This window comes from Corynebacterium sp. HMSC28B08 (assembly GCF_001806865.1).
Taxonomy (GTDB): Bacteria; Actinomycetota; Actinomycetes; order Mycobacteriales; family Mycobacteriaceae; genus Corynebacterium; species Corynebacterium auriscanis.
Genome location: NZ_KV786178.1, coordinates 122755 through 147170, shown reverse-complemented (window position 1 = coordinate 147170; position 24416 = coordinate 122755). Strand labels below are relative to the sequence as shown.

Here is a 24416-nt window from a genome sequence, read left to right as displayed (position 1 = left end):
ATATGAGTCACAAATTCTCCGTGGACAAGGGGGACCGGTCGATTCTCGATTTAGGTGCGGGGCTTGCGTAGCACGTACCCCACACCTCGAACGGTGTGAATAAGGCGTGGGTCGTCGGTATCGATCTTTCGCCGAAGGTAGGACACGTAGGATTCCACGACGTTTCCGTCGCCACCGAAATCGTAGTTCCACACGTGGTCGAGGATCTTGGCTTTACTAAGAACCACTTCCGCATTCACCATGAGGTAGCGCAGCAACTTGAACTCTGTGGGCGAAAGGTCCACAACCTTTCCTGCCTTAGTGACCTCGTGCATGTCATCGTCGAGGGTGAGATCTTCGTAGGTGATGACATTCGATTCTTTTTCATCTTCTGGGGACACGCGGCGCAGGATCACGCGCAGGCGGGTGATGACTTCCTCCAAGCTAAAAGGTTTAGTCACGTAGTCGTCCGCACCAATAGTCAGCCCGTGGATGCGATCTTCCACCCCATCCTTGGCGGTGAGGAATAGCGCAGGGGCATCGTGGCCCTGCGAGCGCAGTTTGTTGAGGAGGGTAAACCCATCCATTCCCGGCATCATGACATCCAAGATGAAAGCATCGGGCTGGTATTCATCGACAATGTCCAACGCTGCTTGGCCGCTATCTGCCGTTTCCACCTCGAAGCCTTGGAACTTGAGGCTCACCTTGAGCAAATCAGAAATATTCGATTCATCGTCGACGACGAGAACCTTGGTTGGTGCATTATTCGGCATGGTCATGTCCCTCATTGTCATCCAACGAATATCGCCGGTCCTGTACATCAACTGTACAGTTCCTGTGAAAAATCATGCGCAACACACGGGTGCCAACATTTGAATGTCGACTATGCAAAAACTAATAGACAGGTTAAGCTTCTTGCCATGACTTCGAACAACCCACCTTCTTTGCGTCGCCGCGCAACCGCAGCCGGCGTTGCAATGCTCACCGCGCTTTCTCTGGGTGCCGGTACCGCTTCTGCTGCTCCAGCAGGCCCTCTTGGTTCCGCAACCCCAGATCATAAGGCTGTTCTGGACGCACGCGACAACCTGTACAACCAGACGAACAATCTGCCCCCTCAGCTTCGTGGCCCGGTTCGTCAAGGCATTGATAACACGGCCAACTTCATCGCCCCTGGCGCCCTGAAGGCTCGTGAAGCCGAGCGCGCTCGTGCTGCCGCGAAGAAGCGTGCCGAAGCAGCTGCTGCCAAGAAGCGCGCTGCCGCTGCCGCTGCGAAGAAACGCGCTGCCGCCCGTCAGGCCAACAATCCTTGCCCTCCATCTGCACGCGCTTGTGTTGACCTGAAGAACCAGGTCACCTGGTTGCAGCGCAACGGTAAGCGCACCTACGGTCCGGTTCGCATCTCCTCCGGTAAGCGCGGCGAGGAAACTCCACGTGGCTCCATGGTCGTGACCCGTAAGGTGAAGGACGAGATCTCTCGCGAGTTCGGCAATGCTCCAATGCCATACTCCGTGTACTTCACTAACAATGGCCATGCGTTTCACGAGGGCGACCCGTACGTTATGTCCAACGGCTGCATCCACCTGTATCACAAGGATGCCGTTCAGTACTTCGCGTCTCTGAACGTTGGCGACCAAGTCTTCATCTTCTAGGACCCTTCGGTTTTTATCGCCGTTGGGCGTGGTTTTTTAATCGACGCCACGTTCTCCCTTAAGCCGGTCTCCCTGGAGGCCGGCTTTTGTTACGTTAGAGTGCATGTCAAACTCACTTCACACGGCTGATCCCTACTCGCCCACCCATGCCAAAGACGGATCTGCCATCACATTCCGTCGCCCCACCGAAGCCGACCGTTCGTTTATCGAGCGGATGTTTCGCGAAGCGGAAACTTTCGGGGATGCAGATCGGGAACTGCCCGAGGGATTCGGCGAAGATAGCCACAACTACGTCGGTTTGTGGACTGAAGATCAGGGCGGGATCATTATCCAAAAGGATGGTCGCGATATTGGTGCTGCTTGGCTGCGTAGAGGAACCGAAGAGGAGCACTGCAGTGGTTTCGTCAGCGCTGATGTGCCTGAAGTGGCGTTAGCGCTCGCACCCGGTCACCCCGGCGGGGGTCTGGGGACCATTCTCATGGAACGTGCGATGTTATTGGCTAAAGTTTCCGGCGCACCGGGAATTAGCTTGGCCGTGGACTTCGGCAACGACCGTGCCGAGCACGTCTATGAACGCATCGGCTATAAGCACCGGGGCCTATCGGAATCCGGCGAATGCAAAGTCATGTATTACGGCTTTCAGCAGTAGCTAGTCCTTGACCAGCTGACGCGCGGCCGACACCACCGTAATCCTGGTGCTCACATCTGCGCTAGCAATAGCGTTAGCCAGTAACTCATTGATCACGTAGTCGAGGGAATCCAAGGCATCTTCCCCACCACTGCCAGCTTCAATCTCCCGATCCCCCACCAGTTCTAGGTATGCGCCACCCCACAGCACGGTGGGGTGGCCTTCCGGTCCTCCCCCAGCCTCCGCTCCATCCACAACCCGTTCTCCGAATTGCTGCCACACGCGTTGCGTGATGTCTGGGGAATCCAACCGCAGGACCACGGTGTAGACCAAGTCTGGAGATGTATGATTGCGCAGCCAATCGTCGCTGAGTTTCCAAAGAGTCATGCTGACACAATAGCGCCCACAAACAGCGTAGAAAGTAGTGGAGCTGGAGACGAGACTTGAACTCGCAACCTACGGTTTACAAGACCGTTGCGCTACCGATTGCGCCACTCCAGCAGAACCCAAAAATTAACCGCGCCCGACTGCAGCGCGGCGTCACAATGGATAAGAGATAGAGTACCAGCAAGCTAAGCCAGAGCACCAAACCGCCACCACATTAGGACCATGTACGAACGTCCGGCCCCTGCTGACAAGAAAAGGGCAGCAATGTAGCGTGTGACGGGTGAGTAATTTCCTGAGGAGCGCCATTGGCAAGGGCGCTGAGCTGCTCTTCACCGGCAATCGCGCAACGATCGATGCGATTCGCCTCGCACCACCGCCATCACCCCTGGCACCGGTCGACTTAAGCGATCCCGCTAAAGTGCACGCAGTCATGGACCTGGCGGCCCGCATCGGCGATCAGCTCTTAGCGGCCGGCACCGGAAATACCGATGCGAAAGCCCAAATAAGGGCCATTGCCACCGCCTACGGTTTGCACTACACGCACGTGGACATCACATTGAACACCATCACGGTGTATGCGCGGTTCAACCAGAACCAGCCTGCGACGTCGGTGTTCCGTGTTGTGCACAAGGTCACCACGGATTTTTCCAGGTTGACAGAAGTCGATCGGTTGGTGCGATCCATCGTGGCGGGCGCCACGCCGCTGGAGATGGCCCAGCAGATTCTGTTCGAGATCGAGACCTCTAACCTGCCTTTCCGCAACCGTTACGCACTGCTTGCCTGGGGCGGATTCGCCGGTTCGGTCGGGTTGCTGCTGGGCGGTGGCTGGATCATTGCCTTCGTAGCGTGTGTCACCACCATCTTCACGGTGTTTGCCAACGCGTGGTTGGCATCCAAATCCCTGCCCGTGTTCTTCCAAAACGTCCTGGGCGGTTTCGCTTCCGTGATCCCTGCGGCTCTCACCTATGCCGTGGGTGTGGAGTTGGGTTTTTTCCTACCGCCCTCGTTGGTTATCGCATCGTGCATCGTGGCGCTGCTGGCTGGGTTGACGCTGGTGCAAGCCCTCCAAGACGGCATTACCGGCGCCCCTGTCACGTCCTCCGCCCGTTTCTTTGAAACCCTGCTGCAAACCGGCGGCATCATTGCGGGTATCGGTGCCGGAATTCAAGCCATGGCATGGATCGGCATTACGTTGCCTCCCATCGATACCTCCCAAACGTCAGGCGAGTTCGGCTCCGTTCCGCTGCAGATCATTTCCGGGGCCTTCGCCACTATCTTCTTCTGTATCGCGTGTTTCACCGAGCGCCGCGCAACAATCGTAGCTGGCTTAACCGCGCTGGTAGCATCCACCGCGTTCTTCGTCATTCAGAGTGTCGCGGGTTGGTCGCCCATGTTCGCCAATGGCACCAGCGCCCTGGCTGTTGGTTTTGCCGGTGGTTTGCTTTCCCGTCGGTACATGATTCCGCCGCAGATTACCGCGGCCGCCGGGATCACTCCGTTACTGCCCGGTTTGGCGCTCTACCGCGGTATGAGCTCCATGCTGAGCGAGCAATTCGTTGTGGGTATTTCCAATTTGGCGCTGGCGCTGGCTACCGCCACCACGTTGGCCGCGGGGGTTGTGTTGGGTGAGTGGACCGCGCGTCGAATCCGCCGGCCGCGCCGCATTATCAATCGATACCAACAGCTCATTCGCCCTCGAATCGTGCGCCGCAGGGATATCTCCCAACCACGCCTCACAGTGGACGGCCGAGTTCGTCAGCCACTGCACTGGCGACGTCGAGAAAAGAAGGGATCTGAATCCCTGTGGCAGCTGGACCACAAAATGCCGAAGCCCGAAGAGCCCAAGGGAGACTGATCGCACCAACTGAAACCTTTTCGCGTAAAATACTGTTGGTTGAGGGGTTTTTCACCAAAAGCCTCTGCCCGATGAAGCTAGTGCCCCAACTGGATACGCGACACGACGTACGGCCGGCTCCCCCGCCGGCAACGCGGTTGCTCGCCTAGTTGGTCGCGCTGGTGCAACGAAGATAGACCCGCATCAAGAGAGAAAAGGGGTTGCGCACGTGCCGCCGAAGGTCACCGACAATCGTTCCAACAACACCGAGTCCCTCCACGCCGTGGAGGCGGAGACCGCCGCAGCAGCGCAGCGCATTGTCGCTACTTTTTCCGAGGACTTCCTCGATGCAGCCACGCTGATGTGCATGCTGGGTGTAGAGCCAGAGGGACTGATCCACCGCCGCGTTGTCGCCGAAATTGAGGCCAAGGAAGCCGAGGCCAAGAAGGCGACCCGCAAGACCACGAAGCGGGGGGCAAAGAAGGCTGCCAAGAAGGCGACCAAGAAAGCCACCAAGGCTACGAAGAAAACCACCAAGGCAGCAAAGAAGACAACCAAAAAAGCCTCCAAAGCCACGAAGAAAACCTCTAAGACTGCGGAGTAAAAGCTTCTCATGACTAGCGATTTCATCGTCGTCGCCAATCGTTTACCCGTCGACCGAGTGCTCAACGGGGATAAAGTGGAGTGGAACCCCTCCCCTGGCGGGTTGGTCACTGCGTTGAAGCCCGTTTTGCATGAACGTGAGGGGGCATGGGTTGGTTGGCCGGGCTGCACGGATGAAGTCGCGGTCGATGACATGCCCTCGGCTGAACAGGCCGGCGTACGGATGCTGCCGGTGAACTTGGATGCCCAAGACCACGAGTTGTTCTACGAGGGTTTTTCCAACGCAACATTGTGGCCCTTGTATCACGACCTCATCGTCAGCCCAAAGTTCGATAAGGACTACTGGGAGCGCTACCAGGAGGTCAACAAGCGCTTCGCGGATGCCGCGGCGCGTGAGGCCGCTGAGGGCGCCACGGTGTGGGTGCAGGATTACCAACTGCACCTAGTCCCGGGGCAACTGCGACAACAGCGCCCCGACTTGAGCATCGGTTTCTTCCTTCACATCCCCTTCCCCGCCCCGGAGTTGTTCCGGCAACTGCCGTGGCGCCGCGAGATCTTAGAGGGAACGCTGGGCGCGGATGTCGTGGGTTTCCACACCGCCGATGGCGCCATCAATTTCCTAGACACGTTGCAGGCGCTGGGCGAGGACGTCTCTTATGCTCACGCAGAAGATGAGCACACTTTCGTCCGTGGGGCCCGCCTGCCTCAACCAGGTGACATCGTCGGCGTGGTTCAGGTCCAAGACAGTGACGGGTCCACGCGCGAGGTCAAAGTGGGGGTCTTCCCCATCTCAATTGATGCTAGGCACGTCAATCAGACAGCCATGTCCCCCGAGGTGATGGCCCGTGCGGAAAAACTGCGCACGCAGTTGGGCAACCCCAAGCTGCTGCTTGCCGGTGTGGACCGCATGGATTACACCAAGGGCATCACGCATCGGTTGGAAACTCTAGAGACCCTGCTGGATTCCGGGGACCTTAAAGCTCAAGACGTTGTGATGGTGCAGGTGGCCACCCCGTCCCGCGAGCGCCTGGAGGATTACCAGCGCGTCCGCGAGGAGGTGGAGCGGATCGTTTCTCGTATCAACGGCAATTACGGTTCGCTGGGTCGCCCGGTCGTGCACTACACGCACGCTGGTTTGCCGTTTGAAGACATCACCGCGTTGTACTCCGCCGCCGATATACTCCTAGTCACTGCACTGAAGGACGGCATGAACCTGGTCGCCAAGGAATACGTGGCGTGCCACTCCGACGGTTCGGGTGCGCTGGTGTTGTCGGAGTTCACGGGCGCGGCCACCCAGCTAACGCAGGCCTACCTGTGTAACCCCCATGACCCCGACTCCACGGCCATGGCGGTGGTGAAGGCCGCGACGGATGACCCGAACTCTCGCCGTCAGCGCATGCTGGACATGTGGGATCACGTCCGTACGCACGACGTTAACCGCTGGGCCGAATCTTTCCTTCGTCAGTTGCAGAAGGTGGATAACGCCTAGTGCCACCCGTCGCGTTGAAAAACATTGCCCGCATCACCGTCGTGTGCATCGTGGCTGGTCTTCCATTGGCCGCCTGCGCCACGCAGGAAACACCATTGGGCACCACGCAGTGGCAGGTCACTCAAATTACTTCCGACGCCACCCGGCCCTCCATCCTTCCCGAAAACCAGCAGGGGCGGGCGTTCCTCGTTTTCGGTGATCGAGAGTTCACTGGGGCCAGTGGGTGCATCGCTTTACGGGGCAGCGTGGAATGGCTCGAGGAAGGCTCGGCGCTTCGGTTTGGCGATATCACCTCCGAACAGCGTGACGATACGAAGTGTGTGCCGGGGGATGAGGACAACGCTAATCGGATAAAGCAGGTTTTGGCGGGCCATGACATGGCGATTTCACGCCCCGTGGATTCCACGTTGCGTTTGCAGCGCAAGGACGGGGACGAGCAACAGTGGCAGACCACGCCGGCGATGGAGTTCATCAGTGGGCCCAGTAAGTAGAAATCGGATACGTCTAGTAAGCACCGCAGAACCAACACTGGCCGCAGCGCTATCCCCGTGGCGGCAGCGAAACCATTGACACAGCGAGCAAGCACCGCAGACCCAACACTGGCCGCAGCGCTATCCCCGTGGCGACAGCGAAACCATTGACACAGCGAGCAAGCACCGCAGAAAGGCGAAGCAACCATGCCCCACATGTCCACGAACGCGCATTCCGGCGGTCTTCCCGCCCCGATCATCCCGGATGTACCGACCGATGAGAAACTGCTGGTGGCGATGGATTTCGATGGAACGCTGGCGCCCTTTTCTGACGAGCCCCTGGCTAGCCGGGCGGAGGCAGGCGCAATCGAAGCTTTAGAGAAAGCCGCCGGGCTACCCAATGTGGAAGCCATGATCATCTCTGGTCGCAACCTGGGCAATCTCGTGACGGCCACCCAGTTGCAGCTGCCCTGCGATATTCATTTGGTGGGAAGCCACGGTGCCGAACCTGCCCCCATTGGCAAAGGGGTGGTCGAGGCCCAGCTGGGCCAGCCTCACCCCCAGCTCTCGCCGGGGCAGCTGGACTTGTGGCAGCGGCTATCCGAGGTAGCGCATGACGTAGCCGCCGATGCCCCCGGCGTGTGGGTGGAGCTGAAACCATTGGCCGTGGGTTTGCATAGCCGCACGGCGGAGGATCCTCACGCGGCCGCCACTGCCACCGCCCGCTACCGGGAATTCGCCAGTTCCCAACCATCGGCAAAGATCACTGAAGGCAAATGCATCCTGGAAGTGGCGGTGGATTCCACCTCCAAGGGCGATTATGTGAAGGCTTTCTGCGACGAACATGGCATCGACCGGATACTTTTTGCTGGTGACGATACGACGGACGAGTCTGTACTGAAGCTTTTGAGGCCCGGATACGACATCGGTATCCACGTCGATTCAGACGGAAAAGGCAAGCCAACAGCCGCGGAGTTCGGTCTGGGCTCCCCCACCGCTATGCGCGATTACCTTGTGCAACTGGTGGAGCAATTGACGTTCCGGGCTTAAAGGTCGTCTCCAGAATCACGTGTGTTTCCGGAAAGTTTGCCGACTTAGCGAAACCGGCGCTTTGGATCGCTCCCAGCATCTCGCCACTGTGTTGGCCTTTAAGCTGCGTTGGTTGTCGTACCGTTGTAATGCCTTCGTGTAGGGCCTCCGGGATGCCGTCAAAACCGGTAACACTCAACTGCGCGGGAATCGAAATTCCCTGTTCGCGAGCATATTCCAACACTCCTATCGCCATTGAATCCGTGGTACACACCACCGCGGTCAATTCCGGGTGGGACGTCAACAGTTCGCGTGCGGCTTCTTTCGCAGTCTCCCGATTATTGATGTGGCGTTCCACTATGGGAACGTGGGCTGGATCCAGCGCGGCGTCGGAAAGAATATCCAAAACCCCCTGCACGCGGGAGCGCTGCACGTGCATTTGAGCCGTACGCAGGCGAGTGGCAGAAACGGGACCATCGTTGGGGGTACGGTCAAGGCGGATACACAGCACCCCAATATTGGTGTGACCGGCATCCACAACGGCCTGCGCCGCTGGTTTAATTGCTTCGCGATCGTCGATTCCCACAAAACCGAAATCTCCCTTGGCAGCGGGTTTCACGGGCTGATCGCAAATCACGGTTGGTAGTCCCCGGGCCAACACTGCAGCCAAGTGGGGGTCATCGGCGGCTACCGAATAGACGATGAAACCATCCACGCTAGCTTGGTTGACCAGCTGCGCTGCTCTTTCCGTTGGATTACCGACGCCCGCAGGTAGCACGAGCATCGACGAATCTAGGGGGCCGCAGGCCGTGGCCACGCCCGCCATGAATTCCACGGATGCTTGATCCTCAAAGGCATACGTCATGTCCTCGGTCAGTAAAACTCCGATGGCACCGGCGCGGCGCGTTCGCAGTGAACGGGCGGTGGGATCCGGGCCTGGATAACCTACGCGTTCAGCGGTCGCCAAAATCTTCTCGCGCAGCTCAGGCGACAGTTGATTCGGCCGGTTATAGGCATTCGACACAGTGGTGCGCGAAACCCCGATTTCCGCGGCGATCGATGCGAGGGTGCCACGGCGTGCTGAACGACGATTCATAGTCACTACTGTAAGCGGTCGTGGAATAGGAAAGCTCACCATGCCCTAGTACTATGCAATAAGGAATAATTGGGAACGGTTGTCAGCGTCGAGACGAGAAATAGGTGATTTCGAATGAAGAAGACTTTGACCGGACTTGCAGCCGCCCTGACCTTGGGGTTGGGAGTTACTGCGTGTGCAGATGGTGGTTCGACTGATACAGCTGCCGATGGCAAGAACATCAAGGTTGTTGCGTCCACCTCGGTATGGGGCGACATTGCAGAAGAGGTTGCCAAGGGGCACAACAACGTCGAGGTAGTCACTATCTTGGACAATAATCAGGACGATCCACACGAGTACGAGGCCACCGCTAAGGACTTGGCCGAACTCAAGTCCGCAGACATCGTGGTGGGGAATGGCGCGGGTTACGACAATTGGTTGACCGATCACGTGGAAAGCGGCACTCCCCTCATCACAGCCAAGCCGGTGGGTGAAGCGCACCACCACGATCACGGCGCAGGTGACAAGGGTGCCCACGCCGGGCACAACCACGACGAAGCCGCGCCCAGCGATGCGATGCACGACGAGCACAAGCACGAGGGTGAGCACGCACACGACGAGCACAACCACGACGAAGCCGCGCCCAGCGATGCGATGCACGACGAGCACGCTCACGGCGAGCATGACCACGCCCACGGCGAGAACCCTCACATCTGGTTCGACATGGAAACGGTGAATAACTTCGCCGACCATCTGGCCAAGGAGCTGAACGCGAAGGATAACTCGATCGCCAAGGATCCAGCGGACTTCAAGAAGAAGACCAATGAGTTCGCCGATCGTATCAAGGCGCTCAAGGGCAAGAACGTGGTGCTCACGGAATCAATCGCCTCGGACGTAGTGAAGGATTCGGGTCTCACGGATGTCACCCCGGAAGCCTTCGCAAAGTCCGTTTTCGCCGAGTCGGAGCCTTCCGCTGCAGACCTGGCTGCCGCTCGTGAGACCATTACCTCTAAGAAAGCCGACATCCTGATCACCAATGAGCAGTCGCAAACCCCCGCGGCTGAACAACTCACCAAGGCCGCTAAGGATGCCGGTGTGAAGGTCATCAACGTTAACGAAACCCCGGACAATAATCAGGACTACCTGCAGTACGCTGAGAAGCTGATCTCCGATCTGGAAGCCGCCACCAAATAAAGGCGTAGGTTACTCAACTATGGTTCTTTCTTTTACCGACGCCGCGATGGAACCGCTCTGGCGCGACCTCTCCTTCGAGGTCGCGCCAGGTGAGTTCCTTGCAATTCTGGGAACCAACGGAGTAGGGAAATCCACGCTCCTCAATGCTGCGCTGGGTACCCGCAAGCTCACCCGCGGTTCATGCGAGGTCAATGGGCGGATCGGCTACATTCCCCAGCAACGGATGTTCGATCCCACAATCCCCATCCGAGCCCGGGATTTAGTCGGGCTCGCTGTGGCCCATGGCGTCGTCAAAAAAAGAAAGCCAAGCCGGAAAACCGTTGACCAGGCCCTGGCAGAAGTAGGGGCAACTGGGTTGGCCGATCGCAGAATTGGCCAGCTTTCGGGTGGTCAACAACAAATCATTCGGCAAGCGCAGGCCTTTGCGAACAATCCGGACGTATTGCTGTGCGATGAACCGTTGTTGTCCCTGGACATGCGTGCGCAAAAACGAACCGTAGAACTATTAGATCGGCGCCGACGGGAACACAACACCGCCGTGCTGTTTGTCACGCACGGCATTAACCCCATTCTGCATGTGACAGATCGGGTCCTGTACCTCACGCCCCACGGGCATACCATCGGTTCGGTAGAAGAAGTAATGACGTCCGAGACCCTATCGGAGCTGTACCGAACCGATGTGCGAGTTCTGAACGTGGACGGAAGGCTGATTGTCATATGACGGATTTCCACACGGGTGATTGGTGGGCTGATACGCTCACGCTACTGCAAGTGGATTTCGTGCAGCATGCCATCATTGCCGCCCTTTTGCTGGGAATTGTTTCCGGCGCCATTGCACCGTTGATTGTGATGCGACACATGAGCTTCGCAGCGCACTCCACCGGCGAACTGGCCCTTATGGGAGCGTCCGCTGCTTTACTGGTTGGGATGGGAGTGAGCTGGGGCGCGCTCGTGGGCGCCGTCCTCGCCGCCGTGATACTGACCGCACTGGGGGCGAAGGAACAAGATTCGATTGTTGCAGTGGTATTGAGCTTCGGCATGGGGTTATCCGTGCTGTTCATTTACTTGTACCCCGGCCGTAGTTCCTCGGCATTCAGCCTGTTGACCGGTCAGATTGTGGGTGTGAGTTCCAGCTCGCTGGGGCTTCTGGCGGTACTAACTGTCGCCGTGGTGGCAGTCGTGGCGCTGCTGTGGCGACCGCTACTATTCGCGACCGTCGATCCCGCGCTGGCTGGGGCCTCGGGTGTGAAGGTCAAAACTCTGGGGCTGGTTTTCGCCGCCCTCATTGGAGTGGTGGCCAGCCAGGGCGTGCAGATCGTGGGAGCGCTACTGCTGATCGCATTGCTCATCACCCCGGGTGCGGCCGCGGTGCGAGTCACGAGCAATCCCCTGATCGCCGTGTTGCTCTCGGGCACATTCTCGGTGATTTCAGCCGTGGGCGGCCTGCTGTTGTCCTTGGCGCCGGGGTTGCCGGTATCTGTCTTCGTCACATCGCTGAGCTTCGCGATCTACCTAGTGTGCCGCGGGATTGAATGGGCGTTTTCTCGGTCCTTGAATGCCGATGAACACCGCGCGCAGGAATACTCCGACGATGTGACTGAGCGCCCCCACCACCCAGCTGACTCAGTCCCTGGGTCGTAGGGATAAGCGCCCCTGGGGCCGACCACGCCCTTATACTGACCTGACCGAACAGACCGGGCTGCCACGGAGCAGCCTCAATCCACGGGCGGTATTTATAAGAGCTTTAATAAGTTATAAGGTCGAATATGTGACTCAACCCAATCGACCATATGCCCCGCACGATTCAATTCAACCGTCAACAGACAGTTTGCATCCTCAACAGGTTCCTCCCTTACAAAGCCCTGGAACCCCTCACTCCCGCAACCCATGGGTAGTTAACACCTCTTCGGGCCCGATCAAAGGACACAAAGAAAACGGGGTGGTAGCTTTCCGTGGTATTCCATACGCCGAACCGCCCATCGGCCCTCTTCGTTTCAAACGCGCCCGCCCCATTGCCCCTTGGACTAAGGTCTACCACGCCGATCGCTCCGGCCCATTTTGCGCCCAGTACCGCCCGGCACCCAAGAAAACGGGGGGTCGCCGCTTCGGTAGCGAAGATTGCCTGTGGCTCAACGTTGTTGTGCCAGATGCCAACGCGGAAGCCGGAGAGGTATTCAACCGCGAAGCCCATCGCCCCATCGTCGTGTGGATCCACGGAGGTTCCAATGTGCATGGTTCCGCCGCCCAGCCCATGTTCTCCGGTGAATACTTCGCCTCATCCATGGACTGCGTGTTTGTCGCCGTAAACTACCGGATTGGAATTCTCGGTCAGCTCGCCGTCGGCGAGGGAACATACGGCCCGGACAATGTGGAAACTAATCCGGGCCATTCCGACCTCATCGCGGCCATCCAGTGGATTCACTCCAACGCCGCAGCGTTTGGCGCGGATCCAGATCGTTTGACCATCATGGGAGAATCCTCCGGTGGATCCATGGTCAACGCGTTGTTGGCCACCCCGTCCCTCCGGGGCATTGTGCGCGGGGCGATCTCCCAATCGCCTGCCGGCAACATGGTGCATTCCCGCCAGCATGCGAAGGAGTGGACCGACCGGGCAGCGCGCTGGTTCTACCGTCTTGAACGTGAACAACGGCTACCGGTGAAGGAGCGCACACGGGTCCGCGTAGATCCCCCGGAGCTCTCGCCTGCGAAGTTACGTGAATCCACCCAGGCGATGCTCACCGCGGATGCAGCTATTCTGGGGCAGCTCTCCGACGAACTGGTGCGCTACCAAGCAGCTAACCCCCACAGCATCCCTGGACCGTTCGCCCCGCTTATTGATAACGACCTGCTACCCCGGCACCCATTGGCACCCGGCGCGACGTTGGACATTCCACTGCTGACCGGTACCAACCTCAATGAGTACGACATGATGCGCCTAGAGCCCAACCCTCGAAGGGTGCAGCGCCAACGCGCGAACAACTTCGCGCGCGTCCATGGCGAGCGGGGCATGGAGATTTTGGAAAAGCACTATGCGTCGGCCTCTTCGCGCCTGATGACTGGCCGTTTCTTCGGCGACTCCATATTTACAGCCCCCACATGGCAACTCGCACGCAATCACGCGCCGGGCAAGGCCTGGCTCTACCGTTTGGATACCACCACTCCGTTTCTTCGCCGCGCGGGAATAGGTTCCATGCACGCGCTGGACCTGCCGATTCTATTCAGGCGCTACCGCGAAGATAAGGGCCGCGTTGCGCTACTCATGGGTGGTCGTGACGATCTGCATGCCACCTCGGTGGCTATGCACGATCGCTGGCGTGCCTTCATTCACGACGGCGACCCAGGTTTCGCTCCCTACTCCACCGGCTTTTCCACCCTTATTTTCGACGCCACCCTGCCCCGCGCCGAACAACTTCAAACGGACCCCCAGTCGGAGCTACGACAGGCATGGGAGCGGGTGGACCTTTCCGAGCTATTGGGCTAGCGGGACGTGTGGCAGCACGCGCTCAGATCCGCATTGGCCACAAGAGCCTCGCCCCCACCGGACCCGCCCGCCGGTCGGCGGTTGGCGGTCGGCGCGTGGGACGCCCACCCAATGCAAACCACGCGCTACTTCAGGCGCGTGGGACGCCCACCCAATGCAAACCCCGCGCTACTTCACGCGACGCTGCCTCGCGAACTCGCTTAACACAACACCCGCAGCAACAGAGGCGTTGAGGGATTCCACCCACTTGGCCATCGGGATAGACATGATCGTGTCGCATGTCTCCGCCACGAGTCGGGACAATCCCTTGCCCTCCGAGCCAACCACGATCACCACAGGGGTGGTGCCGTCGTACGTATCGAGGGTGTGATCGCCCCCAGCGTCCAGTCCCACTACCTGATAACCGGCCTGTTGGAATTGCTTGAGGGTGCGCACCATGTTCGTGGCTTTTGCGACGGGAAGGCGCGCGGCGGTTCCAGCGGATGTCCGCCACGCCACTGCAGTCACTGAAGCACTGCGTCGTTCGGGAATGATAACCCCGTGACCACCGAATGCGGCCACAGACCGGATAACCGCGCCAAGGTTACGAGGGTCGGTGATGTTGTCGAGCGCCACGACCATACCGGGAGTGGCAGCACTTGTGGTCGACGCAATAAGGTCCTCGACCTCGGTGTATTGGTACGGCGGAATCTGCAGGCCAATGCCCTGGTGCATCCCATTTCCCGTCATGCGGTCGAGTTCTTGGCGGCTCACCTCCAACACGGAGATACCGCGATCAGCGCAGGTATGCACTGCCTCGGAGAGGCGTTCATCATTTTTCGTACCCTCGGCCACGTACAACGCGGTTGCCGGGACATTCGCATGCAGGCACTCCACGACGGGGTTGCGGCCCACAACCAATTCCACAGCGTCGGCGCGATCGCGACGGTTGTGCGCACCCGATGCGCGGCGCTCTGCTTCTTTCTTGCGTTTATACGCGGGGTGGTACGTGCGATCCTCTGCCTTCGGCGTGGCTTTACGGCCACGAAGCCCCCTGCGCCTCTGACCTCCCGACCCCTTCGGAGCCCCCTTGCGCTCGGTCTTGCGCACTGCACCCGTGCGGCGTGAATTTCCTGCCATGATCTGGCCCCTCTGCATACTCGATTACATGCATTATTTTTCTTGATTGACTGTCGCCCATCCTATCGTTAGAGCCCCGCGATGTACTATTTTCATCTTTATGGAAAACCCCTCCTCGCAGCCTGGCTCCACCACTGCCGAAATTAATGTCGCGGCAACTGGCCAGCTCTCTCGCAACGATCGACTGGATGAGCTTCCCGTCACTCGACGTCACGTTAAACTTCTCACCGGCTCTGGTATCGGCTGGGCGCTCGATGCCATGGACGTGGGCCTCATTTCCTTCATCATGGCCGCTCTGGCCGCGCAATGGCATCTCACCAAGACTGAAACATCCTGGCTGGGCTCAATTGGCTTCGTAGGCATGGCCATCGGCGCCACCCTCGGCGGATTGCTGGCGGACAAATTCGGTCGACGCAACGTGTTCGCCGCCACCTTGTTGATCTACGGTATCGCAACAGGTGCCAGCGCCCTGGCGGGTTCGTTGGCTGTACTCATCGCACTGCGTTTCGTGGTTGGTTTGGGCCTGGGTGCTGAACTCCCCGTGGCATCCACACTGGTCTCTGAATTCTCCCCTCGCAAGGCACGCGGTCGTATGGTCGTGCTGCTCGAAGCCTTCTGGGCCGTTGGTTGGATCGCCGCCGCGTGTATCGGCGCGTTCATTGTGTCTTCTTCCGACGCCGGGTGGCGCTGGGCTCTCGCCATGGGGTGCATCCCCGCGCTTTATGCCCTCGTCATCCGCCTAGGCCTGCCCGAATCCGTCCGCTTCCTGGAGAACAAGGGGCGCCACGAAGAGGCCGAGAAGATCGTCCGCGACTTCGAGGCCTCCCCCGCGCTAAACTCTCAGCCGAAGGAAAGCCAATTTGGGCACGTCGTGGCGTCGGCCAAAGAAAAAGACCTAGACACAACCAGTTCCATCTGGGCGACCGCGCTGCGTAAACGCACGGCGGCACTGTGGACGGTGTGGTTCTGCATCAACTTGAGCTACTACGGGGCGTTCATTTGGATCCCGTCGCTGCTACACGCACAGGGTTTTACGCTGGTGAAGTCCTTCACGTTCACCCTGATCATCACACTGGCGCAATTGCCAGGGTATGCGGTGAGTGCATTTCTGATTGAGCGTTGGGGCCGGCGCCCGACGCTGGCGACGTTCCTGGCGGGTTCGGCGGTGGCCGCAGGGCTGTATGGCTTCGCGAATGCCGAATGGCAAATCATCGCCGCCGGCTGCTTGTTGAGCTTTTTCAACCTCGGCGCGTGGGGTGCACTGTACGCAGTGGGGCCAGAGCTGTATCCCACGCACCTGCGTGGCACTGGCACGGGAGCTGCTGCGGGATTCGGTCGTATTGCGTCGATCCTGGCTCCGCTGATTGTGCCGCCGATTCTGGCCGTTGGTGGCCAGGGTGTGTTGTTCGCCGTGTTCGGGGCGGCTTTTGCAATCGCCGCCATCGCGGCGTTTATGTTGCCGGAACAGCGGGGTAAGGCGCTGGCGTAACGCGGCTGCGGAGCAACCAGTACGACGGAACGCAACGCAGTCGCAACGATGCGGTCGTTGCCACAGCTGGGCGCCTTACCCCGGTAGAATGAACCGACTTCAATACCTACAGGCGAATACCAAGGTTTTTCAGAACGCCCTGCCACCCCGCCATCCCCAGCGCGAGTGCGCCACCACCCACAGCTGCGATCAGGGCCATAATTACCCCAAAGATGGTTCCGGTCGTCGAGGACCCGTTAGCTGTACCGTGAGAAGGTCCCACCGAGCCGGTCGCACTGCCCTGTGGCTCTACCGGGGTGACATCATCAGCCTTCCTATCATTGGCATAGTCAAGCACAAGGTCCACATCCGCATCCGTGAATGCCTCACCTTCTTTGTAGCGAAGCAGCGAATGCTGCAACCCAATTCCTGCCGCCGTGGGGCGATCCATCGCGGAGAAGTCTGTCCCCGGCCGAATCGGCGCATCCACGGTGAAAGTAGCGAGGATTTCATCATCGCCGTGGTTATTCAACTGCGTTGGCTCATTCGCGGTTTTCCCAGATAGAGCGTAGTCACCAATCAGGGAAACCCGAGTGCCAGCGACTCTTAATTGGAGGTCTGAGTACTTTATATCGAGAGCTGGGCCACCGTTAGGTCCCAAACCTCGATACGCCACGAGGTGCGCAGCGCCATCCAGTCTGATGACTCCGTTACCCTGCGCATCTAAAGAGGTTTTCGTCGAGTTAACGGGGAACACGAACTGGTTTCCCTTGAATTCCGCACCACCGCTGGCGGTGACCGTGCCACGGGCAAATGGTCCTTGAACATGGTTAAGGAACGAGGCTTTGATGGGCCACGCGAAGGCGCCAGTTTCTAGGGCTGGAGTAGTTTCGGTGGATGGCTCCGCAGAATGAGCCAGCGGAACGACCATTCCGCTGAAAGCGACGGCGCCAGCTAGAGAAGCAGCGATGATGCCGCGAGTAGCGGTACGGGACATGAATAGTCTCCTTGATAAGCGGAAATCCGCGAGGGGGATTCCCAGATGAACGATAGGTAGAAGTAGACGAATGGGGTGAGGCGCCGGGTGAGCATCGGGGTGGGACGCCGGGTGAACGCCAGGTGAGCATCGGGATGGGACGCCGGGTGAGGCGCAGGGATGAGCGGGGTACTTGTCGCTGACCGTTTTGGGTCCCAGCTATGCGCAGACCTCAAATAGGTCCGCGAACACCGCAGTGTTCAATGCGAAAGCCTCTTTGGCTTCTTCAATCAGCTCGACGCGTTGTTCCTCAGCGAGGAGAAGCTGGTCGAGCTGTCGGCGGTAATTGGCCCGGTATGGAGGAATCTTGCCGATAGCGGAGAAATCATAAAACTTCAATGCCTCCGAATCGATGTCATAGAAGCTGGCTAGACGCGCTGCGATCACTTGCCCACCGGAGATATCTCCGAGGTAACGGACATAGTGGTGGGCGATAACCCGGGCAGCGTCCACTTCCCCAAGAGAATTCAGACGATCGACATATCTCGTTGTCGCAGGAAGAATTCGTATCTCGTCGAGCCAACCAGCGCCGATTAATTTTGAAAGATCGTTTTCCAGCGCAGCACGTCGCTCCAAACGGGTATCCACGATTGGCGCCGCAACCGGTGTGGTGGAAACTCGACGAACAGCGTTTTCTAAGGCGTCATAAATGAACCACAGTTGGCCCGAGAGCGAGGAAATCGCATTGGCATTGAGGTCTCCGCTGAGAAGCTTCGTCATGAACGTCGAACCTTCTGCATGTTCGTGAGCCATGGAAGTGGCATCACGCAAGACCTCAGAAAGAGGCGCGGTGGCGTAGTTGGTGGCTGTAGGAGCCGTCATTGTTCTATTCCTTTCAGGAGATTGAGTACATCATGTAAATGCATTAACGAAGTTTGCCTTTGTGCAAAAAGTCATTGATTTGCTTACTCACGTCCTCGAAGACTCCCGAAACCTTCAGAGCATGGGCGAGGATCGCGAACATTCCGAGAATTCCCGCGGCACCTAGGAGGTAATTCCACACTTCTGCGAATTTCTTCCAATGGCCGGAAGTCATTTCACTACCGGAGCTACCCTGGTTATTGCTGCTACTACCCTGAGTGTCGTTCCCTCCGGTCTCCATGTTTGGATCAGGATCGGCTGCCGGTGGCGGTGTCTGGGGAAGGCTGCACTTCTCCTCGGTGGTCAGCACGACATTGATGTCATCCAGTTCCGGCTTGTATTTAGCGTTGTACAACCCCATGAACAAGGCATCAACTCCCTCAAGAATGCCTTTCCATGAATCCGTACCGGGCTTGGGCACATACATCATGTTGGAGGCATCCAGATTGATGGTGCCTGTGCCAACAGTCCACGTCCCCTGCCCCTTCGAAAACACATCACTGCCGGTGACCTTGTTCTGCTCAATACGATCTTCTGGCGTGTATTCAGTCATTCCTTTACCCGGCACGTAGTACGCGAGGTACCCTGCACCACCCTGGATGCCATTACCTTCCGCGATCACATACGGGTTCAGAAAATTCGTGTACAACGAGCCTTTGTGCCCCTCAAAAGTGATTTTTGACGGCTTCGTACGAATATCTGCCTTCGTTACCTTCCCCTCGTCATTAACTTCAATTGTCGAGGTTTTGGGATCCACTTCAAACTTGAACTGGAAGTCTTTGCCCGCGCGGTTGCTTGGATCCGACTCTTGGACGTTGCCGTCCAAGCTCCAGCTACCTCGAGCAATATTCCCCTGAATGTATTGGCGGAAACTATTCTTTACTCCCCAGTTAAACGTGCCGCCGGTGACAAACGTTTTGCACTGAGCAGTTAAGGATCCTTGCTTTTCTTCTTCTGCTGCTGCAGCAGAAGGAACCGTGAGCGCAGTACTGCCAAGTGCAAGGGTTATAGCACCAGCAGTCATTGTAGTGCGAAGTGACTTGATGGTCATGGATTTACTCCTCCTGAGATGGGGTTAATGAAACGAGTTGGATTTGTATTGATTCAGCAGTCGACCTGCTGCTTCGGGCGGATCCCTCCGCCGCGGACAGACGGTAATGCGACCGTCTGCACTCCGCGTAACCTCGACCGGCCATCCATAGATCATCGTCAAGGTTTCATCGGTGTAAACCTCATCGACCGACCCATCGGCGACGATGCGACCACCCGAAAGACATGTGATGTGGTCGCAATACGCAGCCGCCGCGTTGAGATCGTGCAAAACAACCACCACCGCAGTGCCGGCTGCGTGAGCGATTTCTCGGAGCAGGCTAAGGACTTGTTCTTGGTGCCGGATATCCATCGGCGCGGTCGGTTCATCGAGGAAGATGATCGGTGTTTGCTGCGCTAACACTCGGGCGAGGGCAACACGTGCTCGCTCCCCACCGGAAAGAGTGACGATATCTCGGTCTGCAAGTGCGGCCGTATCTGTAGCTTCTAGGGCTGCATCGATGACGAGCTCATCGTAGCTACCATCGACCTCGCCTCGCCAAGGTCGCCGGCCCATTGCCACGACATCCCGAACCAAGAATTCAAAGGATACGGAGACGTCTTGGAGCAACACCGCGCGACGACGAGCCATTGTCTTTGCGTCGCCAAGCGACGGGTTAAGTCCGCCGACAGAAATTGTCCCCGAAGACGGAGTTAGGTCTCCAGATAATGCAGCCAGCAAGGTCGATTTTCCTGCGCCATTCGGACCGATCAGGCCGGTGACCTCGCCCCTACGGGCGGTGAAGCTGATATCGCTCAGCAACTGCTTTGTGCCAACGTTGACGTTGAGCGCAGTTACTTCAATGGCAACGTCGTCAGCATTAATGGTCATGAATGCATCCCCTTCCTCATCATGCGTCGAAGCATTACAAAAAACGTGGGACCACCAACAAGCGCGGTGAAGATACCAATGGGAAGATCTGCAAATTCGATCATCGTGCGAGCAGCCACATCGGATAGTCCAATGAGCACCGCGCCACCCAGGGCCGAAGCGGGGATGAGCAGGTGGTTTTCCGGCCCCATCACCGTGCGCAACAGGTGCGGGATGATGAGTCCCACGAAACCGATGAGCCCTGCGAACGCAACTGCACCCGCTGTGAGCACGGCTGAGACAACAATCGCGATCACGCGCAGTTGGCCAACGTTGATTCCCGTGTGTCCAGCTGCTTTATCACCCAAAGCCAGCACGTCTAGTGCACCGCCAAGGCGCAAAGCGACAGCTACCGCTATCACTGCGATGGGAAGTACCACCCACACGTGCTTCCACTGAGCACCATTGAGGGAACCCATTTGCCAAAAAATGATCTCTTCTCTACTCGTGGTCGGGGCTAGGTACACCATGAAGGAGATGACGGCTCCACAAACTGCGTTGACCGCGATGCCGGTGAGAACCAGGTTGATCACCACCACTCGACCATTGCTGCGGGCAAGTTGGTAGATCAGCACGGTAGCAATGAGTGCAGAGAGAAATGCAAAGAATGGAGTGGTGAACGTGCCCAAGAAGGCAATGTTGAACACGATTGCCAGGGCGGCACCGACACCTGCTCCAGCCGTGACCCCAATGATCGATGGCTCGGCCAACGGGTTGGCAAATACTGCCTGCATGAGTGTCCCCGCCACTCCAAGGCACGCGCCTACGAGGAACCCAAGGAGGATCCGAGGTAGGCGGATATCCCACACCACACTGGATGCGAGATCCGCGTGATGATCCCTTCCCAACAAGATGGCTCCCAGATGATTGAGAGGAACGTAGTATTGTCCCAGCACAATGGACAGCAATGCCGCTAAGATGACGAGGATTCCGAGCAAGCTGAATACGCATATCCGGCGCCGCGTCCGAGCCTGAAAAACCTCGTGTGTTTTAGCCGTGTGGGTCATATAGCGCCTGCGCTGTCCGCAATAGTGTCTGCCCAGTCATTGGTCCGAAAGCAAGGGACTGACCGTCGGGGATCGTGATGACACGCCGTTTTTGTCCGGCCTTTGTCTGTGCTACCCCGGGTCGTTTCAGCAGACCGTCTATGCCACCGGTCGATTTCAAACCACCAGTCATCATGATGAATGCATCTGGGTTCAAGCGGGCGAGGGCTTCTGCGTTGGCTGGTTCGATGTAGGAGAGATTATTTTCGGTTCCTACATCAATAGCACCGATTCCTTCGATGAGATCCTTCGCGCCGGTGCCATTGCCCATGATGAAGAAGACGCCGCCGTTACCGCGGGCATAAAGGAATGCCACGCGCATTGGGTTGGCGGGGACCATCTTCTTAATGGCTTCCTTATCCAGATCAATCTCTTCGACTGTACGATCAGCTAGTTTTTTCGCATCATCCACGAGGCCCACAACTGCACCCAAAGTTTTGATGTCTTCAGCGACCGAATCAATGGTCCGGGTCGGCTCCATAACGACTGTGGTCACTCCGGCTGCACGAATCTGATCGATGGCATCGCGCGGGCCAATGGAGTGATCCACGATAACCACACTGGGCCGCAGCGAAAGAACCGCTTCGACGTTGATATTGTGTCCTCCCTGGGTGACCACCGGCCTATCGGCCACAATGCCCTCGGTGGAGGAAACCGTTCGACCCACGATGTTTCCCGCCAAGCCCAAACCAGTCAGGGTCTTGGTATAGGTGCCATACAAATCGAGAGCCAGGATTCGCTCAACGCTTTCAACTTTCACCTCGTTGCCATCTGCGTCCGTTAATTCCACTGGTAGAACCGGTGAAGGATTGGCGGTGATTGGTTCCACATCGGTGAAATCCTTAACGTGGGAAACCCCCTCAAAACTATGGGGATTTTGCAAGTCACTTGCGCTTTTGAGACTATCGCGCAGGGAAGAATCATCGTCGGAACTATAGGCGCCTTTCACACCGCATGCGGACAGGACTGTCGCGCACATGAGAGCAGCAAAAGCGAAGATCGCAACCTTTACGGTTGAATTTAGGGTTTTAACCATGAAACGTGCTTTCTGACTCTTCTCAATCTCGTCTTCTCGTCATTAACGACTGTTAAGACGGGTTATTTGCGACTAATCGGCCAATGCTTCCGCCTGCAACGACAAATCCCGCGATCAGTAGGAGCAGGTAGGTTGTTGGGTTTGATCCGCTGTCATCAGCTGCGGCCGACTTGATCTTGAATTTGTCAGAACCGTTTTCGTAACCAGTGGAGGAGGAATCACCGTTAGTGCCTGCATCTCCACTCCGGTTTTTCGCAGCAAGTTTGGCAGCAGCGGCTGTACGCGAGGCCGCAGAACCTGCACCGCCCTGCCCCGCTGAGGAACCAGAAGTTGTGGAACCCCCCACCCCGGCACAGTCACCTTGACCGCCCAGTTGTGAGCTAAACGAGATGGGTGCTAGTTGGGTGCCTGCTTCGTAAAACTCTGCGAAAGCCTTAGACCCATCGCTGGTCAACGAAACGTCTGCCTTACCCCGTGCCGAACCATCCGAAACATCAAGCGATGTGAAGCTCAGATCTGCTAGGGCCGTGCGGCCGAAATCTCTCTTTTCACCTTCCATGGTTGATGAACGAACATCGGCAACGAGCTTTCCTGATTCACCCTCAAACTGAATTTCAGGGTTGGAAATACTCAAATCCAAGATTCCGTTGTGGCCTGTGAAGTGCAGGGTTCCTCCATGGGAGATAGATCCCTGTTTTGCATCAGTATCAACGTTGCCACCATTGGCCGTGAATTGGAATTGACCACTATTGAAGCCCACTCCATTCAAATCCCACTTGCCTTTGGCAATGGATCCGGTGATGTAGGACTGGAAAGATTCTTTTACTGCCCATGCGGCCTCGCCGCTCTCAACCGACTTCACAGCCTCACATGTGCTGCCCGCAACGCCTGCGTCACCAATTGCACCCCCGCCAGCCACCGACGCGATCCGGGATGAGCCATTTCCACCGTGTGATGTGGCATTTTTGTCGGTTCCCGCCGTTGTTTTGGACGTGCCGTGGCTAGTTCCTGCGGCGTCTAAGCTGGACTTCGTGCTGTTTCCGGCAGAATTACCCGATGGAGAAGAGGTGTGAGAAGTAGTACCCCCAGACGCACTTCCACCTGAAACGGTATTGCCACCGCCACGTTTCACAAAGGATTCGTACTCATCAAGGAATGCCTGGGTGTTCCCCATGAACGACGTAAGCGCGTTCATGGTGTCGTTTGTCTCAGACAGAATCGACATGGCTTCTTTGTTGAACCCTGTGAAATTACCACTGATGGTGGTCAGAGGGCGCTTGGACCCAGAACCGGCACCTGCACCAGAACCTGATCCGGACCCGCAACTGCCATCAAGAGCAACGCCGCCGCTGGTCGGATCCATTGATACCCCTGCGTCGTAAGCAAGGAATAAGCGGTGGCCACCCTGTGTAAGGGTTGTATTCCCGGAAAGATCAACCGCTCCAGACGTGGTATTGACGGGATTGGCGAGCTTGATTGTGGCGATTACTTCGTCATCCCCGGTGATCTTGTTACCTTTTTTGGTCTTGTTCACCATGTCGGATTCGTAGGAAACATAATCCACCAGGATGTCGGCCATGTTCCCGTTGGCGCGAATCTTCCAATCGGACAACGTCATGTCCAATAAATCCTCGCCGCCGTAGTTGTGGCCGTTGAAGTGAAGCACACCGTTAAGGGGCACTGTGACAGTGTCACCTGTCACCTGTGGCTTTTGGGGGCTGAATTTGAATGCACCGTTAGCGCCCACTTTATCGCCGGTGAAGCCGATACCGTCCCCGCCCCAGCCACCCTTGGCGACGGGGCCTTGAATGTACTGGCGATAGCTCTGTTTGATCCCCCAATTGAATTCACAGGTGCTGGCCGCAAGCGCGACGGGAGTACTGCCGATAGTTGCCGCGATAGGCGCCCAGATGAGCGTGGTAACTGCACCCAGAGCCATCGACCTGCGGTTAATCTGCCGGTGAAGCAGGCCCCGTCGTGATCCAGAAAGTGAAAGAGACATGTAATTCCTAATCGAAACGAAAACTGTGGAGATTGGAAGCGGTTTCTCTTACCAAGTCCCTTTTGCACAT

Annotated in this window: 23 protein-coding genes and 1 tRNA gene; 12 read left to right on the top strand and 12 right to left on the bottom strand. The window is 57.7% G+C overall.

What is annotated here, in order from left to right:
- Positions 1-50: 50 nt before the first annotated feature.
- Positions 51-758, bottom strand: a complete 708-nt coding sequence (locus HMPREF3098_RS09345; protein WP_172644067.1) for a response regulator transcription factor — start codon at positions 756-758, stop codon at positions 51-53.
- Positions 759-899: 141 nt separating this feature from the next.
- Between HMPREF3098_RS09345 and HMPREF3098_RS09340 the strand changes: the two genes are divergently transcribed.
- Positions 900-1628: a L,D-transpeptidase gene (locus tag HMPREF3098_RS09340; protein ID WP_070434901.1), complete on the top strand. Its 729-nt coding sequence runs from the start codon at positions 900-902 to the stop codon at positions 1626-1628.
- Between the two features lie 103 nt (positions 1629-1731).
- Positions 1732-2277, top strand: a complete 546-nt coding sequence (locus HMPREF3098_RS09335) for a GNAT family N-acetyltransferase (RefSeq protein WP_070434900.1) — start codon at positions 1732-1734, stop codon at positions 2275-2277.
- Here HMPREF3098_RS09335 and HMPREF3098_RS09330 read toward each other — a convergent pair whose 3' ends face one another.
- Together HMPREF3098_RS09330 and HMPREF3098_RS09325 are read right to left on the bottom strand one after the other, a co-directional pair.
- On the bottom strand, positions 2278-2643 hold the full coding sequence (locus HMPREF3098_RS09330; protein WP_070434899.1) for a hypothetical protein: 366 nt from the start codon (positions 2641-2643) through the stop codon (positions 2278-2280).
- A 38-nt stretch (positions 2644-2681) separates the two neighbouring features.
- Positions 2682-2757, bottom strand: a tRNA-Thr gene (locus HMPREF3098_RS09325).
- A gap of 316 nt (positions 2758-3073) precedes the next feature.
- Here HMPREF3098_RS09325 and HMPREF3098_RS09320 point away from each other — a divergent pair.
- The 5 genes from HMPREF3098_RS09320 to otsB all read left to right on the top strand — a co-directional run bounded on the left by HMPREF3098_RS09320 (position 3074) and on the right by otsB (position 8089).
- Positions 3074-4498, top strand: coding sequence for a threonine/serine exporter ThrE (locus HMPREF3098_RS09320; protein WP_083284437.1), 1425 nt, complete (start codon positions 3074-3076; stop codon positions 4496-4498).
- A gap of 208 nt (positions 4499-4706) precedes the next feature.
- A complete protein-coding gene (locus HMPREF3098_RS09315) occupies positions 4707-5081 on the top strand; it encodes a hypothetical protein (protein ID WP_070434897.1) in 375 nt (124 codons plus the stop codon).
- A gap of 9 nt (positions 5082-5090) precedes the next feature.
- Positions 5091-6569, top strand: coding sequence for an alpha,alpha-trehalose-phosphate synthase (UDP-forming) (locus HMPREF3098_RS09310; protein ID WP_070434896.1), 1479 nt, complete (start codon positions 5091-5093; stop codon positions 6567-6569).
- A complete protein-coding gene (locus tag HMPREF3098_RS09305) occupies positions 6569-7060 on the top strand; it encodes an META domain-containing protein (RefSeq protein WP_083284422.1) in 492 nt (163 codons plus the stop codon). The genes HMPREF3098_RS09310 and HMPREF3098_RS09305 overlap by 1 nt, the downstream gene beginning before the upstream one ends.
- Before the next feature lie 195 nt (positions 7061-7255).
- Positions 7256-8089: a trehalose-phosphatase gene (gene otsB / locus HMPREF3098_RS09300; protein ID WP_168156015.1), complete on the top strand. Its 834-nt coding sequence runs from the start codon at positions 7256-7258 to the stop codon at positions 8087-8089.
- On the opposite strand, the gene HMPREF3098_RS09295 is transcribed toward otsB, so the two are convergent.
- Positions 8037-9164, bottom strand: a complete 1128-nt coding sequence (locus HMPREF3098_RS09295; RefSeq protein WP_070434894.1) for a LacI family DNA-binding transcriptional regulator — start codon at positions 9162-9164, stop codon at positions 8037-8039. The two genes, otsB and HMPREF3098_RS09295, sit on opposite strands and share 53 nt — an antisense overlap.
- 114 nt (positions 9165-9278) lie before the next feature.
- Here HMPREF3098_RS09295 and HMPREF3098_RS09290 point away from each other — a divergent pair, with 114 nt between their 5' ends.
- The 4 genes from HMPREF3098_RS09290 to HMPREF3098_RS09275 all read left to right on the top strand — a co-directional run bounded on the left by HMPREF3098_RS09290 (position 9279) and on the right by HMPREF3098_RS09275 (position 13818).
- The gene (locus HMPREF3098_RS09290) at positions 9279-10337 is read left to right on the top strand and encodes a metal ABC transporter solute-binding protein, Zn/Mn family (RefSeq protein ID WP_070434893.1); all 1059 of its coding nucleotides are present in this window, start codon (positions 9279-9281) and stop codon (positions 10335-10337) included.
- 19 nt (positions 10338-10356) lie between these two features.
- Entirely contained in the window at positions 10357-11058 is a 702-nt protein-coding gene (locus tag HMPREF3098_RS09285; protein WP_070434892.1) for a metal ABC transporter ATP-binding protein, read from the top strand.
- Positions 11055-11978, top strand: coding sequence for a metal ABC transporter permease (locus HMPREF3098_RS09280; protein WP_070434891.1), 924 nt, complete (start codon positions 11055-11057; stop codon positions 11976-11978). The genes HMPREF3098_RS09285 and HMPREF3098_RS09280 overlap by 4 nt, the downstream gene beginning before the upstream one ends.
- Positions 11979-12165: 187 nt before the next feature.
- Positions 12166-13818, top strand: coding sequence for a carboxylesterase/lipase family protein (locus HMPREF3098_RS09275; RefSeq protein WP_070434947.1), 1653 nt, complete (start codon positions 12166-12168; stop codon positions 13816-13818).
- A gap of 168 nt (positions 13819-13986) precedes the next feature.
- On the opposite strand, the gene rlmB is transcribed toward HMPREF3098_RS09275, so the two are convergent.
- A complete protein-coding gene (gene rlmB / locus HMPREF3098_RS09270) occupies positions 13987-14937 on the bottom strand; it encodes a 23S rRNA (guanosine(2251)-2'-O)-methyltransferase RlmB (protein WP_070434946.1) in 951 nt (316 codons plus the stop codon).
- Positions 14938-15037: 100 nt separating this feature from the next.
- On the opposite strand from rlmB, the gene HMPREF3098_RS09265 reads away from it, so the two are divergent.
- The gene (locus tag HMPREF3098_RS09265) at positions 15038-16426 is read left to right on the top strand and encodes an MFS transporter (RefSeq protein ID WP_083284420.1); all 1389 of its coding nucleotides are present in this window, start codon (positions 15038-15040) and stop codon (positions 16424-16426) included.
- A 106-nt stretch (positions 16427-16532) separates the two neighbouring features.
- Here HMPREF3098_RS09265 and HMPREF3098_RS09260 read toward each other — a convergent pair whose 3' ends face one another.
- From HMPREF3098_RS09260 to HMPREF3098_RS09230, 7 genes are all read right to left on the bottom strand, one after another.
- Entirely contained in the window at positions 16533-17402 is an 870-nt protein-coding gene (locus HMPREF3098_RS09260) for an HtaA domain-containing protein (RefSeq protein WP_070434890.1), read from the bottom strand.
- A gap of 198 nt (positions 17403-17600) precedes the next feature.
- Positions 17601-18263, bottom strand: a complete 663-nt coding sequence (locus HMPREF3098_RS09255) for a biliverdin-producing heme oxygenase (protein ID WP_035114489.1) — start codon at positions 18261-18263, stop codon at positions 17601-17603.
- Positions 18264-18306: 43 nt separating this feature from the next.
- Positions 18307-19353 carry an HtaA domain-containing protein gene (locus tag HMPREF3098_RS09250; RefSeq protein WP_052095033.1) on the bottom strand — a complete coding sequence of 349 codons (1047 nt, stop codon included), beginning with the start codon at positions 19351-19353 and terminating at the stop codon, positions 18307-18309.
- A 24-nt stretch (positions 19354-19377) separates the two neighbouring features.
- A complete protein-coding gene (locus tag HMPREF3098_RS09245) occupies positions 19378-20223 on the bottom strand; it encodes a heme ABC transporter ATP-binding protein (protein WP_035114491.1) in 846 nt (281 codons plus the stop codon).
- Positions 20220-21269, bottom strand: a complete 1050-nt coding sequence (locus HMPREF3098_RS09240; RefSeq protein WP_070434889.1) for a FecCD family ABC transporter permease — start codon at positions 21267-21269, stop codon at positions 20220-20222. The genes HMPREF3098_RS09245 and HMPREF3098_RS09240 overlap by 4 nt, the downstream gene beginning before the upstream one ends.
- Positions 21253-22344, bottom strand: coding sequence for a heme/hemin ABC transporter substrate-binding protein (locus HMPREF3098_RS09235; protein WP_070434888.1), 1092 nt, complete (start codon positions 22342-22344; stop codon positions 21253-21255). The genes HMPREF3098_RS09240 and HMPREF3098_RS09235 overlap by 17 nt, the downstream gene beginning before the upstream one ends.
- A 52-nt stretch (positions 22345-22396) precedes the next feature.
- A complete protein-coding gene (locus HMPREF3098_RS09230) occupies positions 22397-24346 on the bottom strand; it encodes an HtaA domain-containing protein (protein WP_070434887.1) in 1950 nt (649 codons plus the stop codon).
- Between the last annotated feature and the right edge of the window lie 70 nt (positions 24347-24416).